The organism is Pantoea sp. AG702 (assembly GCF_003182295.1).
GTDB classification, from domain to species: Bacteria; Pseudomonadota; Gammaproteobacteria; order Enterobacterales; family Enterobacteriaceae; genus Pantoea; species Pantoea ananatis.
In genome coordinates this window covers 318,917-333,772 of the sequence record NZ_QGTU01000001.1, presented here as the reverse complement: position 1 = coordinate 333,772, position 14,856 = coordinate 318,917, and the positions used below count along the sequence as shown (strand labels likewise).

General features: G+C 52.3%; 11 protein-coding genes. 4 read left to right on the top strand and 7 right to left on the bottom strand.

What is annotated here, in order from left to right:
* Window positions 1-4 precede the first annotated feature (4 nt).
* The 3 genes from cmk to serC form a co-directional block, all read right to left on the bottom strand.
* Window positions 5-685 carry a (d)CMP kinase gene (cmk, locus tag DFO57_RS01575; protein WP_110015004.1) on the bottom strand — a complete coding sequence of 227 codons (681 nt, stop codon included), beginning with the start codon at window positions 683-685 and terminating at the stop codon, window positions 5-7.
* Window positions 686-876: 191 nt separating this feature from the next.
* Window positions 877-2,163, bottom strand: a complete 1,287-nt coding sequence (gene aroA / locus DFO57_RS01570) for a 3-phosphoshikimate 1-carboxyvinyltransferase (protein ID WP_019106189.1) — start codon at window positions 2,161-2,163, stop codon at window positions 877-879.
* Between the two features lie 81 nt (window positions 2,164-2,244).
* Window positions 2,245-3,330 carry a 3-phosphoserine/phosphohydroxythreonine transaminase gene (gene serC / locus DFO57_RS01565; protein ID WP_015700652.1) on the bottom strand — a complete coding sequence of 362 codons (1,086 nt, stop codon included), beginning with the start codon at window positions 3,328-3,330 and terminating at the stop codon, window positions 2,245-2,247.
* Between the two features lie 309 nt (window positions 3,331-3,639).
* Between serC and ycaO the strand changes: the two genes are divergently transcribed.
* The 4 genes from ycaO to pflA all read left to right on the top strand — a co-directional run bounded on the left by ycaO (window position 3,640) and on the right by pflA (window position 9,905).
* Entirely contained in the window at window positions 3,640-5,403 is a 1,764-nt protein-coding gene (gene ycaO / locus DFO57_RS01560) for a 30S ribosomal protein S12 methylthiotransferase accessory factor YcaO (RefSeq protein ID WP_110015003.1), read from the top strand.
* A gap of 378 nt (window positions 5,404-5,781) precedes the next feature.
* Window positions 5,782-6,642 carry a formate transporter FocA gene (gene focA, locus DFO57_RS01555; protein ID WP_013025235.1) on the top strand — a complete coding sequence of 287 codons (861 nt, stop codon included), beginning with the start codon at window positions 5,782-5,784 and terminating at the stop codon, window positions 6,640-6,642.
* A 72-nt stretch (window positions 6,643-6,714) separates the two neighbouring features.
* Complete coding sequence (gene pflB / locus DFO57_RS01550; protein ID WP_013025234.1) at window positions 6,715-8,997, top strand: formate C-acetyltransferase; 2,283 nt, start codon at window positions 6,715-6,717, stop codon at window positions 8,995-8,997.
* 167 nt (window positions 8,998-9,164) lie between these two features.
* A complete protein-coding gene (gene pflA, locus DFO57_RS01545; protein WP_014606197.1) occupies window positions 9,165-9,905 on the top strand; it encodes a pyruvate formate lyase 1-activating protein in 741 nt (246 codons plus the stop codon).
* Between the two features lie 101 nt (window positions 9,906-10,006).
* Here pflA and DFO57_RS01540 read toward each other — a convergent pair whose 3' ends face one another.
* The 4 genes from DFO57_RS01540 to lolA form a co-directional block, all read right to left on the bottom strand.
* On the bottom strand, window positions 10,007-11,161 hold the full coding sequence (locus tag DFO57_RS01540) for an MFS transporter (protein WP_013025232.1): 1,155 nt from the start codon (window positions 11,159-11,161) through the stop codon (window positions 10,007-10,009).
* Between the two features lie 322 nt (window positions 11,162-11,483).
* On the bottom strand, window positions 11,484-12,776 hold the full coding sequence (gene serS, locus DFO57_RS01535; RefSeq protein ID WP_015700658.1) for a serine--tRNA ligase: 1,293 nt from the start codon (window positions 12,774-12,776) through the stop codon (window positions 11,484-11,486).
* 90 nt (window positions 12,777-12,866) lie between these two features.
* Entirely contained in the window at window positions 12,867-14,210 is a 1,344-nt protein-coding gene (locus tag DFO57_RS01530) for a replication-associated recombination protein A (protein ID WP_026021039.1), read from the bottom strand.
* A gap of 7 nt (window positions 14,211-14,217) precedes the next feature.
* Entirely contained in the window at window positions 14,218-14,829 is a 612-nt protein-coding gene (gene lolA / locus DFO57_RS01525; RefSeq protein WP_013025229.1) for an outer membrane lipoprotein chaperone LolA, read from the bottom strand.
* Window positions 14,830-14,856 lie beyond the last annotated feature (27 nt).

Sequence of the window (14,856 nt, the reverse complement as noted above, 5' to 3'; positions counted from 1 at the left end):
AATGTTAAATGCCCAGCGTTTTGCGGGAATAATCTAACGCTTTATCAATAACTTGCTCGATAGACATCTGTGTTGAATCCAACACTAACGCATCTTCAGCAGGCACTAATGGCGCTATAGCGCGGTTACGATCGCGGTCGTCGCGCTCTTTTATCTCGGCTAAAAGGCGATCAAAGTTAACATTAAAGCCCTTGTCCTGCAACTGTAGCATACGTCGTTCTGCACGGACTTCCGGGCTGGCATCAAGGAAAATCTTCACAGGCGCGTCGGGGAAAACAACGGTTCCCATATCACGCCCATCGGCAATCAAGCCGGGAGCCTCGCGAAAGGCGCGCTGGCGGCGTAACAGGGCTTCACGCACGCGAGGAAATGCCGCAACGCGCGACGCGGTATTGCTCACTTCCTGGGTGCGAATTTCGCTGGTGACTTCTTCGCCTTCAAGGATGACCTGCATCTCACCGTTCTGTGAGATGAAGCGCACATCAAGGTGAGCGGCAATCGGCACCAGTCCTTCTTCAGATTCGATATCAACCTGGTGATGTAATGCAGCTAACGCCAGAACACGGTAAATCGCGCCAGAGTCCAGTAAATGCCACTGCAATGCTTCCGCCATCGCTTTGCACAGGGTGCCCTTTCCCGCACCACTTGGCCCATCAATAGTTATGACCGGGGCAGTTGCTGTCATTATTCCCTCCTGTTGCTGCGCGCATTTTGGCCAGTTGGCCATCACAAATGTCGGGCATTATACGCTGCCCTGCGACACGGCGTTACCCTTAAGAGAGAAGGTTAGGCGAAATTTCGTCTGAAAAAGGGCTTTTTGACGCGAGAAATGAGACAGGGAAAACGGCCCGGTGAAATACTCACCGGGCACAGGACTCAGGCGTTATGGCTAATTTTTGCCAGTTGCTCAAAATAGTCAGGGAAGGTTTTAGCAGTACAGCCCGGGTCAAGAATTGTTACGGGCGTATCTGATAACGCCACCAGCGAAAAACACATAGCCATACGATGGTCGTTATAGGTTCCGATGTCAGCATGCATCAGCTTAGCCGGCGGGGTAACACGGATAAAGTCGTGCCCTTCTTCGACTTCAGCCCCGACTTTACGGAGTTCTGTTGCCATCGCCGTCAGGCGGTCGGTTTCTTTAACCCGCCAGTTGTAGATATTGCGCAGTTGGGTCGTGCCTTCAGCAAACAGCGCGGCAGTGGCAATTGTCATCGCGGCATCGGGAATATGGTTCATATCCATATCAATAGCCTGCAGCTTGCCCGCCGTACAGGCAATGAAATCGTCACCCCACTCGATGGTGGCACCCATTTTTTCCAGCACGTCGGCAAAACGAATATCGCCTTGTACGCTATGACGACCGATACCGGTCACGCGCACAGTGCCGCCTTTAATCGCGGCCGCCGCCAGGAAATAGGACGCAGAAGACGCATCGCCCTCCACCAGATACTCCCCCGGTGACTGATACTGCTGTTTTCCCTGGATCAGGAAATGCTGATAGTGCTGATTTTCAACCTCCACGCCAAAACAGCGCATCAGGTGCAGGGTAATGTCGATGTAGGGTTTCGAGACCAGATCGCCTTTAATCGTGATTCGCGTGTCTTCCTGAGCTAACGGTGCCGTCATCAGCAACGCGGTCAAAAACTGACTGGATACGCTACCGTCAACGGTGACCTCTCCGCCCGTAAAGCCGCCAAGCAGACGAACAGGGGGATAATCCGTATTCTCAAGGTAATCGATTTGGGCGCCGCCCTGACGTAGCGCGTCAACCAGATGCCCTATCGGCCGCTCTTTCATCCGCGGTTCGCCCGTCAGCACCACATCCTGCTCGCCAAGGCACAGCGCCGCAGCCAGCGGACGCATAGCCGTACCAGCATTGCCCAGGAAGAGTTCAACGGGTTGTGACGCCTGAAGCGGTCCGCCCTTTCCGGTAACGTCGCAAACGGTACGATCGCTGGAAAGCGTGAAATCGACGCCCAGAGCCTTAAGCGCATTAAGCATGTGCTTAACATCATCACTGTCCAGCAGATTAGTGAGTCGGGTTTTGCCGTTCGCCAATGCGGCCAGCAGCAGCGCGCGGTTTGAAACACTCTTGGAGCCGGGCAAATTAACCGTGCCATTTACGCGAGCAATGGGCTGAAGGGTCAGGGAATCTTGCATGTGAAACTCTATCCTCAAAAAAACGACAACTCCGCCGTATGGCGGAGTCAGGTGTCAGCAATCCCACTGACTGGGGAATAATCAGCCGTGGCGGCGTTCGAAATCGATCATGAAGTCTGTGAGGGCTTTAACACCTTCCAGCGGCATCGCATTGTAGATGGATGCACGCATGCCGCCAACAACGCGATGGCCTTTCAAGGCATGCAAACCTGCTTTAAATGACTCTTCCAGGAACAGGCTGTCGAGTGACGCATCCGCCAGTTGGAAAGGAATATTCATTCGCGAACGGTTCAGCAGAGCGACATCGTTACGGTAGAAATCACTCTTATCGATGAGGTCGTAAAGCAAGCCCGCTTTTGCCTGATTAATTTTTTCAATTTCACCGACGCCGCCTTTCTGCTTCAGCCACTTGAATACCAGACCGCTCAGGTACCAGGCGAACGTTGGCGGCGTGTTGAACATGGAGTCGTTTTCCGCCAGAACACTGTAATCCAGAATGGAAGGCACACTTTGATGCGCTTTACCTAACAGATCGTCCCGGACGATGACCAGCGTAATGCCCGCCGGACCAATATTTTTCTGCGCGCCGGCATAAATCACGCCATAGCGGCTGACATCAATAGAGCGGGATAAAATCGTGGAAGAGAGATCGGCAACGACGACCTTGTCGCCAAAATCAGGTTCTTCATCAATGGCAACGCCGTCAATGGTTTCATTCGGGCAGAAGTGCAAATAGGCTGCCGCATCGCTGACGTCCCACTCACGCATAGGCAGAATGGCGCGTTTTCCCTCAAGGGTCGTTTTGACATCCAGCGTGCGGGGCGAACAATATTTTGCCGCTTCTTTAATGGCGCTGTGCGCCCAGTAGCCGCCGTCGGCATAATCCGCACTGGTGGCGCTGCCCAGCAGGTTACCCGGTACCGCAGCAAACTGCGCACGTGCGCCGCCGTGGCAGAATAAAACTTTGTAATTAGAGGGGATTTTTAGCAGATCACGGAAGTCCGCTTCCGCTTCCTCGGCCACCTGAATAAACTCTTTACTGCGGTGACTGATCTCCATTACTGAAGTCCCCAGACCATGCCAGTTTGTCAATTCTTGTTCTGCACGGCGGAGCACTTCGCTCGGCAGCATCGCTGGCCCAGAGCTAAAATTATAAATTTGCGTCATTTCCCTCACCACTGTCATATCGAACGGTTATGAATAACGATTCGGTTTTATCACTGCATTCTGGTGGCTGCAATCATAAATCTAACACCGGTCACATTTTTTCAGCACGGCGCACCGGAGGTTATGTTACCAATGCAAGCCAACACAAAATATTGTGAGGGACGTTCCTTTCACTCGCTGCCGGTATTGGCAGACAAACCCTGACATGAGAAAACGTCCAGTAAAATTGCAGCGACTTGATAGCGAACAGGCGGTAAAAAACGTATCATTGCGCGCTTTAGGCACCCTATTCACAGAGAGAGCGGCACCATGACGCAAACTTTTATCCCGGGCAAAGATGCCGCCCTGGAAGACTCCATTACGCGTTTCCAGACCAAACTGCAGGATCTGGGCTTTAATATAGAAGAAGCTTCCTGGCTTAATCCCGTTCCACACGTCTGGTCTGTGCATATTCGCGACCGCGACTGTCCACTCTGCTTTACCAATGGCAAAGGTGCCAGCAAGAAAGCCGCCCTGGCTTCCGCATTGGGTGAATATTTTGAGCGCCTGTCCACGAACTACTTTTTTGCCGATTTCTGGCTGGGTAACCGCATCGCTCAAGGCGATTTTGTTCATTACCCCAATGAAAAATGGTTTGCGCTTCCGGAAGATGACAGCCTGCCAGAGGGGATCCTGGACTCACGCCTGCGTACCTTTTACGATCCTGAAAATGCGGTGGCCGCATCAGACCTGATCGATCTCCAGTCGGGTAACAGCGAGCGCGGTATTTGCGCCCTGCCTTTTACCCGCCAGTCCGATCAGCAAACCGTCTATATCCCGATGAACATCATTGGCAACCTTTACGTATCGAACGGCATGTCGGCCGGCAATACGGCCAATGAAGCGCGGGTGCAGGGATTATCCGAGGTCTTTGAGCGCTACATTAAGAACCGTATCATTGCCGAATCGATCAGCCTCCCAGTCATCCCTGAGTCAGTGATGGCGCGCTACCCTTCCGTGGTCGAGGCCATTGCGCGCCTGGAAGCTGAAGGCTTCCCAATCTTTGCGTATGACGCGTCGCTGGGCGGTAAATATCCGGTTATCTGTGTGGTCCTGTTTAACCCTGCCAATGGCACCTGTTTCGCGTCCTTCGGTGCGCATCCGGACTTTGGCGTTGCGCTGGAGCGCACCGTTACTGAACTGCTCCAGGGCCGCAGCCTCAAGGATTTGGACGTCTTTACCCCACCCACCTTTGATGATGAAGAAGTGGCAGAGCACGCCAATCTGGAAACCCACTTTATTGATTCAAGCGGCCTGATTTCCTGGGATATGTTTAAAGAAACGGCCGATTATCCGTTTGTTGACTGGACGTTTGCTGGCACTACCGAGCAAGAGTTCAGCACGCTGATGGCCATTTTTGCTGCCGAAGATCAGGAAGTTTATATCGCGGACTACGAGCACTTAGGCGTTTATGCCTGCCGCATTATTGTGCCGGGCATGTCCGATATCTATCCGGCCGAAGACCTGCTGCTGGCAAATAACAGCATGGGCGCAGGCATTCGTGACACGCTGCTTGCCCTGCCCGGCAGCAACTGGAATCCAGAAGAGTACCTTGATCTCATTTCGCAGTTGGATGAAGAAGGTTTTGATGACTTCACCCGCGTCCGTGAGTTGCTTGGCCTGGCAACGGGTAAAGATAATGGCTGGTATACCTTACGCATCGGGGAGCTTAAAGCCATGCTTGCGCTGGCCGGCGGCGATCTGGATCAGGCATTGATCTGGACAGAATGGACCATGGAATTCAACGGCTCCGTGTTCAGCCCAGCGCGGGCAAATTATTATCGTTGCCTGCAAACTCTGCTACTTCTGGCTATGGAAGACGAGCGTAATCCACTGGAATATCACGCCGCCTTTGTCCGTATGTATGGCGCAGAGGCGGTAGAAGCGGCATCCGCAGCGATTAGTGGTGAAGCAGCCTTCAACGGTCTTCAGTCGGTAGACAGCGACCTGACCGCTTTCCCTGCTCATCAGGCGCTACTGGCGGCTTATGAAAAATTGCAGCGTGCCAAACGCCGCTACTGGGAAAATGCCTAAGCTGGCGTTGAACATTCACGCGGGTTAGCCTGACAATCATGCCTGAGGCACTGAACCTGTTCAGTGCCTTTTTATTGATCCTTATGTATTCCTGCCATTAATAGATTAATGTCATTATTTTTCTGCTAAATAGCGACACCAACAACCTATCTTATTAACAAATCTACAACATTTCAGCCTTGATTACGCCCTCTCGTTAAACAAAACCTGTATTATTTAAAATAAATTTATTCATTATTTTTCATGACGTTAGTTCCAAAAACCACCTTTCTTGTTAAACCTTTACCGTTGTTGCTCTGCTGGACATGATCTATATCAACTTTAATCACAGGTGCATTTGTTATTATTTTTTTCAGACAACTTTTGGAGTGAGTTAGTGTGAAAGCTGACAATCCTTTTAATCTGTTATTACCCGCCGCGATGGCAAAAGTGGCTGAAGACGCTGGCGTCTACAAAGCCACCAAGCATCCGCTGACGACAACCTTTCTCGCGTTTACCGCAGGCATGTTTATCTCCATCGCTTTCGTGTTTTACATCACAGCCACCACCGGCAGCGGTGAAATGGCTTACGGCATGGCTAAGCTCGTCGGGGGGATATGTTTCTCACTCGGGTTGATACTCGTTGTGGTATGTGGTGCCGACCTGTTTACCTCCACCGTGCTGATCGTCGTTGCGAAAGCGAGTGGCCGCATCACCTGGGGGCAACTGGCACGTAACTGGATCAACGTTTATGTTGGTAATCTGGTCGGTGCGCTGTTTTTTGTCGCGCTGATGTGGTTTTCCGGTGAGCATACGGTGGCCAACGGCGCATGGGGTTTAAACGTGTTGCAGACTGCCGACCATAAAATGCATCACACGTTTGTTGAAGCGGTCTCTCTGGGTATTCTGGCTAATTTGATGGTCTGTCTGGCGGTCTGGATGAGCTATTCAGGACGGACCTTAATGGATAAAAGCCTGATTATGATTTTGCCGGTGGCGATGTTTGTTGCCTGTGGTTTTGAACACAGTATCGCAAATATGTTTTTAATTCCTTTCGCCATCGTCATTCGCGATTTTTCTGGCCCGGAATTTTGGCATGCTGCGGGCGCGACGGCAGCACAGTTTCCGGCCCTTTCTGTGAAAAACTTTATTTTCGACAATCTGATTCCAGTCACGCTCGGCAACATTATCGGCGGTGGAGTGCTGGTCGGATTGACCTACTGGGTAATTTACTTACGCGGTGGACACGAAGCGCACTAATCCAGCCTCGAGGGTTCATCCCAACCGGATCGACCCAAGAGCAAAAGTCTCCTTAAATAAGGCAGGTATAATATGACCGAACTTAACGCAAAACTGGCCTCAGCCTGGCAGGGTTTTACTGAAGGCGAATGGCAGAACAGCGTCAACGTACGCGACTTCATCCAGAAAAACTATACGCCGTATGAAGGCGATGAATCTTTCCTCGCTGGCGCCACCGAAGCCACCACTAAACTGTGGGAAAGCGTGCTGGAAGGCATTAAAGTTGAAAACCGTACCCACGCACCCGTCGATTTTGATACCGATCTTGCTTCTACCATCACCTCGCACGATGCCGGCTATATCAATAAATCACTGGAAAAAGTTGTTGGCCTGCAAACGGAAGCGCCGCTGAAACGCGCCATTATTCCTTTTGGCGGCATTAAGATGGTCGAGGGTTCATGTAAAGTTTACGGGCGCGAACTCGATGCTTCACTGAAAAAAATCTTCACCGACTATCGTAAAACGCACAATCAGGGCGTGTTTGATGTTTATACCCCTGACATTTTACGCTGCCGTAAATCAGGTATATTAACCGGCCTGCCTGATGCCTATGGTCGTGGACGCATCATTGGTGACTACCGTCGTATCGCCTTATACGGCATTGACTACCTGATGGCCGATAAGTTTGCTCAGTTTGCGTCTCTGCAAAGCGATCTGGAAAATGGCGTCAACCTGGAAGCCACCATTCGTCTACGCGAAGAAATTGCTGACCAGCATCGGGCGCTTGGACAAATCAAAGAGATGGCAGCCAAATATGGTCACGATATCTCAGGTCCGGCGACCAATGCAGTCGAAGCCGTTCAGTGGACCTATTACGGCTATCTTGCCGCAGTAAAATCACAGAACGGTGCAGCCATGTCCTTTGGCCGTGTTTCAACCTTCCTGGACGTGTTCATTGAGCGCGATCTCAACGCCGGTAAGCTGAACGAAGCGCAGGCGCAGGAACTGATTGACCACCTGGTGATGAAACTGCGCATGGTCCGCTTCCTGCGCACGCCTGAGTACGATGAACTGTTCTCTGGCGACCCCATCTGGGCAACGGAATCGCTGGCCGGTATGGGCGTTGATGGACGTACGCTGGTGAGTAAAACCACCTTCCGTTTCCTCAATACACTGTACACCATGGGCCCTTCACCTGAGCCTAATATGACCATTCTGTGGTCTGAGAAGCTGCCGGTTAACTTTAAAAAGTATGCGGCGAAAGTGTCTATTGATACGTCATCATTGCAGTATGAAAACGACGACCTGATGCGTCCCGATTTCGACAACGATGACTATGCAATTGCCTGCTGCGTCAGCCCGATGATCGTCGGTAAGCAAATGCAGTTCTTCGGTGCCCGCGCCAACCTGGCGAAAACCCTGCTCTACGCAATCAATGGCGGCGTGGACGAAAAACTGAAAATGCAGGTCGGACCAAAAGAAGCCAAGATTACCGATGAGGTGCTTGATTTTGACGTGGTAATGGCGCGTCTGGATCACTTTATGGACTGGCTGGCGAAACAGTACGTCACTGCACTGAACATCATCCACTTCATGCACGATAAATACAGCTATGAAGCCGCGCTGATGGCACTGCACGATCGTGACGTTTACCGCACCATGGCATGCGGTATTGCCGGACTCTCTGTCGCGGCCGACTCGCTGTCTGCCATCAAATACGCGAAGGTGAAACCGGTGCGTGATGAAGATGGCCTGGCCATCGATTTCGACATCGAAGGAGAGTATCCGCAGTTCGGGAATAACGATCCCCGCGTTGACGATCTGGCCTGCGACCTTGTTGAACGCTTTATGAAAAAGATTCAGCAACTCGAAACCTACCGCAACGCTGTACCGACCCAGTCTGTGCTGACCATTACCTCTAACGTGGTTTACGGCAAGAAAACCGGTAATACGCCAGACGGTCGCCGTGCAGGCGCGCCTTTTGGTCCGGGCGCTAACCCGATGCACGGTCGCGATCAGAAAGGTGCCGTGGCCTCGCTGACCTCGGTGGCGAAACTGCCCTTTGCTTACGCAAAAGACGGTATCTCCTACACTTTCTCTATCGTTCCTAATGCGTTAGGCAAAGATGACAACGTGCGTAAAACCAATCTGGCAGGCTTGATGGACGGTTACTTCCATCATGAGACCAGTATTGAAGGCGGTCAGCATCTTAATGTGAACGTCATGAATCGGGAGATGTTAATGGACGCGATGGATAATCCTGAAAAATATCCTCAGTTAACCATTCGCGTCTCCGGCTACGCCGTTCGCTTTAATTCGCTGACAAAAGAGCAGCAGCAGGACGTGATCACCCGTACCTTTACACAATCGCTGTAAGCGCTGTCGCCATCAGCCCTTTCTGAGGCTCCTTCATGGAGCCTCATATTCAAAGTCTGCTTTGGTCGTTGTCTGAGATACGGATAACCACCAAAATTGATTTCCTGTTCAGAGCACACCAGAGAGTGTGCCACCTGCTCCGCAGGCTTACCTGGAGAAACATCGCAATGTCAGCCATAGGTCGCATCCACTCATTCGAATCATGCGGAACCGTAGACGGTCCCGGCATCCGGTTTATTACCTTTTTCCAGGGTTGCCTGATGCGTTGCCTTTACTGCCACAACCGCGATACCTGGGACACGCACGCCGGTAAAGAAATCACCGTTGAGGCGCTGATGGCGGACGTTCTGTCCTACCGTCACTTTATGAATGCCTCTGGCGGTGGCGTCACCGCATCGGGTGGCGAAGCCATTCTTCAGGCTGAGTTTGTGCGTGACTGGTTTCGTGCCTGCAAGGCAGAAGGCATACATACCTGTCTGGATACCAATGGTTTTGTTCGCCGCTACGATCCGGTCATTGATGAGCTACTGGACGCAACAGATTTAGTGATGCTGGACCTTAAACAGATGAATGACGAGGTTCACCAGATTCTGGTTGGCGTATCTAACCATCGCACGCTTGATTTCGCTCGCTACCTACAGAAAAAAGGCAAACGGACATGGATCCGTTTTGTCGTCGTGCCTGGCTACTCAGATGACGACGATACCGTTCATCGCCTGGGAGCGTTTACCCAGGATATGGCGAACGTTGAAAAGATCGAGCTTCTGCCTTATCACGAACTGGGTAAACATAAGTGGATCGCGATGGGCGAAGAGTACAAGCTTGATGGCGTGAAACCGCCCACTAAAGAGACGATGGAGCGGGTAAAAAACATTCTTCTCCGCTACGGACATGAAGTCATGTATTGAAAACGGGGCGGAGATCTCTACCGCCCCGCAGGAACCTTTCAGGAAGGCGCACTGACCACCATGCAACAACGAGGCACAGTGCTGCCCTCTGCAGAAGGCATTCAGGCATGCGCCACGGGCGTGGCATGATGATCGGCTTTACGCAACAGCATCACCAGGTAAACCAGCGCTACTGCCGCAATCATAACGAACAATAAACGGTCTGAGTAACTCTGCATCAGCATTGCTGTCATGCTCGGCCCCGCCAGACTGCCCAGCGTATAGCTCAGTAACAGCGCCTGATTCATGGCCACCAGTTCGTGATGCGCCACGGTTTCGCAGGCCCACGACATCGCCACAGGGTAAAGCGTAAAACCCGCCAGCCCCAGAACAAACAAGGCAGGTGCCATCGCGGCATTGGTTAGCATCGCAATCGCGCCCAGGATTACCACAAATACCTGCACACGCAACACCATCATGCGGCCAAAGCGATCGGCAAGGCGCCCAATCGGCCACTGCCCGACAATACCTGAACTAACGAGTAAAGCCATCCAGTAACCTACGTTTGCATCGCTCATGCCCTGATGGGAAAGATAGAGCGGCATCAAGCCATATAACGAACCTAAAACAATCCCGGAGATGATGCAGCCGTTGATGCCCAGGCGCGAACTGCGGCGGCGTAGCATGGGTAAGATACGGCCACCCGGCAAGGCTTCAGCCGGATCACGGCTGGCAGCAACCTGTGTGAAGATCAGCGGTAAAATGGCACAAATCACCGTCGCGGTTACCCAAGGGATCACACTCAACAGCTCTGTGGAAAGTTTGCTCACCAGTAGCTGCCCGGCAACCGTTCCCAGATAATAGACAATCATATAGGCAGCCAGGAGCTGCCCACGGTTACGCACCGTGCCGCTGCACAATAAAGCGCTTTCAACCACGACCCAGACTAAGGCGCAGCCGACACCCGCGCTAAAACGCAACAGCGTCCATGACCAGAAGCCTGCCAGCACCATCATACACAGGGTTGCCACCGCAAACAGGCCAGTTGCCAGATAATAACTACGGTTAAATCCATACTGTTTAATCAGCCAGCCCGCCAGCAACGTGCCAAGCAGATTGCCGGTGTAATACGACGAACTCACCACGCCCACCTGCCAGGTAGCCAGAGCATCATGCGTCAGCCAGAGAGGCACTAACGTATTCAGCACAGCAATTGAAACTGTCATTAACAGCAGGCCGCAAAGCAGCAGTATCACAGGACGTGACCAGGTCGACATAGGGAATTAAAACCAAAAGAAATGAAGGAAATTGCGCGCAGTTTGCCACTGCGTTTTTTAAAGTCAACGGGGCCAAACGCACCGCAGCACATTTTGCTGCCCGACAATTTAATTTATTTATCTTCAGTAAGTTAGCGGCATATTTTACGTCAGGGAAAATAAAGCTATCTTACTGATAATGTAGATTTTTACGCTTTCGGCATCGGGATATATCGATAACGTTTATTTGTGATAAATTCTGATACCGTCCTTTGGCATCGATCCGTCTTGCGGACCAAAAAAAACCCAGCAGCCGCTGGGTTTTTCAGAGAAGAACGGGCGATTAACCAATAAATTCCAGGCCCTTCATATAAGGACGTAACACTTCAGGCACGGCGATGCGGCCATCCTGCTGCTGGTAGTTTTCCAGCACCGCCACCAGCGTGCGTCCCACAGCCAGACCGGAACCATTTAATGTATGGACCAGACGCGGCTTTTTATCCTGCTTACCGCGGGTCCTTGCCTGCATACGGCGAGCCTGGAAATCACCCATGTTTGAACAAGAGGAGATTTCACGGTACGTATTCTGCGCCGGTAACCACACTTCTAAATCGTAGGTTTTGGTCGCACCAAAGCCCATATCGCCGGTGCACAACAGCACTTTACGATAAGGCAGATTCAGCAGCTGTAAGACTTTTTCGGCGTGGCCGACCAGCTCTTCCAGGGCATCCATTGAGGTTTCAGGCGCCACTATCTGTACCATCTCGACTTTATCGAACTGGTGCATACGGATAAGCCCGCGCGTGTCACGGCCATAGGAACCTGCTTCAGAGCGGAAGCATGGCGTGTGAGCCGTCAGCTTAAGCGGCAGGTTTTCTTCCTCGACGATTTCATCGCGTACCAGATTGGTCAGCGGCACTTCGGCAGTAGGAATCAACGCATAGTGGCTGCTTTCTGACTCTTCTTCCAGCGGCCGGGTGTGAAACAGATCTTCACCAAACTTTGGCAACTGTCCTGTTCCGTACAGGGTCGCATGGTTGACCAGATAAGGCACATAGGTTTCCAGATAGCCATGCTGCTCGGTATGCAAGTCAATCATAAACTGGCTGAGCGCCCGGTGCAGGCGGGCAATCTGGCCCTGCATCACGACAAAGCGTGAACCGGTGAGTTTGACCGCCGCAGCAAAATCCAGGCCTTTCGCGGCTTCGCCCAGCTCAACATGATCTTTCACCTGAAAATCAAACTGACGCGGCTCACCCCAGCGGCTGATTTCCAGGTTCTCGGTATCGTCTTTACCCAGCGGTACAACGTCTGCAGGCAGATTCGGCAGCGCCAGGCTGAAGTCACGAATCTGATTTTGCAGTTCATCCAGTTCTGCTTTGGCAGCATCCAGGCGTTCGCCCAGGCTGTTCACTTCCTGACGCAGTGGCTCGATGTCTTCCCCACGTGCTTTGGCCTGACCGATGGATTTGGATCGGGAGTTACGCTCGGCCTGCAGATTTTCAGTTTCTACCTGCAAGACTTTGCGACGCTCTTCGAGCGAACGCAGCATTTCCACATCCAGTTTGAATCCTCGGCGTGCCAGTTTTTCTGCGACTGCGTCTGGCTCATTACGCAGCAGATTGGGATCGAGCATGCTTATCCTGTGTATTTATGAGTTGAAAGAAGGGACGCATTCCAGCTGGAATGCGTTGAAAACATTGACCACATTACCGCAACGTCTGTTTTAGCGGTAGCGTTTTGTCTGGCTATTTTGATCGAGTTCAGTAAGCCAGGCCAGCTTTTCGCCAATTTTGCCTTCAAGACCGCGTTGGGTGGGATGATAGTAACGTGTTTGTGCCATTTCCGGAGGGAAATAGACCTCACCCGCCGCATAGGCGTTGGCTTCATCATGGGCATAGCGATAGCTTTCACCCAGGCCCATTTCTTTCATCAGCTTAGTGGGTGCATTGCGCAGATGATCGGGAACATCAAAATCAGGGTGGTCGCGCGCATCGCGCATCGCCGCTTTAAAGGCGGTATAAACGGCATTACTTTTTGGCGCACAGGCGAGATACACGATGGCCTGAGCAATCGCCCGCTCCCCTTCTGCCGGACCCACGCGGGTGAAACAGTCCCACGCCGATATCGCCACCTGCATGCCGCGCGGATCGGCATTGCCCACGTCTTCAGAGGCAATGGCCAACAGACGACGCGCGACATACAGCGGATCGCCCCCTGCGGTAATAATACGCGCGTACCAGTAGAGTGCAGCATCGGGTGCTGAACCGCGAACAGACTTATGTAACGCAGAAATAAGGTCGTAAAAGCGGTCACCCTTGTTATCAAACCGGGCAGATCGCTCCCCGGCAACTTCAGTCAACAGCTGTGGCGTCAGTTCTCTTTTGCCTTGCGCGTTGGTTTCGGCCATATCGGCCATCATTTCCAGCGTGTTAAGCGCACGGCGCGCATCGCCGCTCACCAGCTCAGCGATCATGCGGCGCGTATTATTCGGTAACAGGATATCGCTGTTGCCATAGCCGCGATCGGCATCTTGCATGGCCTGGTCAAGCACCTGCTCAATGTCTTCTGTGGTCAGGGATTTCAGTAGATAAACGCGGGCGCGTGACAGCAGTGCGGAATTAAGCTCGAAACTGGGATTTTCAGTGGTGGCGCCAATGAAGGTAATGGTGCCGTCTTCAATATGCGGCAGGAAGGCATCCTGCTGACTTTTATTGAAACGGTGCACCTCATCCACGAAAAGGATGGTGCGACGGCCAGCTTGCTTGCTCAAGCGCGCACGCTCTATCGCTTCACGAATTTCTTTGACGCCGGAGGTGACGGCAGAGATGCGTTCAACGTCCGCGTTACCGTAGTGCGCGATAATCTCGGCCAGTGTGGTTTTGCCTGTTCCCGGCGGCCCCCAGAGAATCATGGAATGCAAATGGCCAGCCTCAATGGCGCGCGGCAGCGGTTTCCCCGCAGCCAGCAGGTGCTGCTGACCAATATAGTGCTTCAGGGTTTCTGGCCGCATACGCGCGGCCAGAGGTTTAAAATCTTCGCTGGAGAAATCCAGGGACAGGTTGCCCACTACCACCTCACTGACGTTGATCATCCACCGTGACGCCTTTCGGCGGGGTGAAAGTGAATTTATCCGGACTGATAGGGCCGTTTTTCTGGCTCTTCAGCTGGTAGTTACTGCGCTGTCCATCCTGCTCTACGGCGCTGAACTGATTAATCGTGCCATCTGGCGTTACGTCGATAGTGAACTGCTTGAGGTTGCCGTCGCTTTTCTTCGGCGTCAGTTCAAATTTATCGCCCTGCTGCTTAACGTTGTATTGCTGCCAGTCGCTGGACTGATTGCGGGCAATTAACATAAACGGCGTATTGCTGGTAGCATTCTTTAACAGACTTACCGTAGCCTGCTCTACAAACGGGTTGTAGAACCATAACGATTTTCCGTCAGAGACAATGACGCTCTCGTCAGGCGCGGTCATGTGCCAGTTAAACAGGCTTGGGCGCTTGACCCAAAGTTCACCTTCTCCATCCTGCACGTTAGCACCGCTGCCATCGGTCACCTTTTGCGTAAAGCTGGCGTGGAAGCTGTTTACTTTATTCAAACGCTGTTGCAGGTCACTTGATGCATCAGCTAAAGCGCTGGCTGAACCCAAAGCGGCCAACAGGCCTAAGGCAATTACGCGTAATTTCATCTGCTTAAATCCTTATTAAATCGTTTC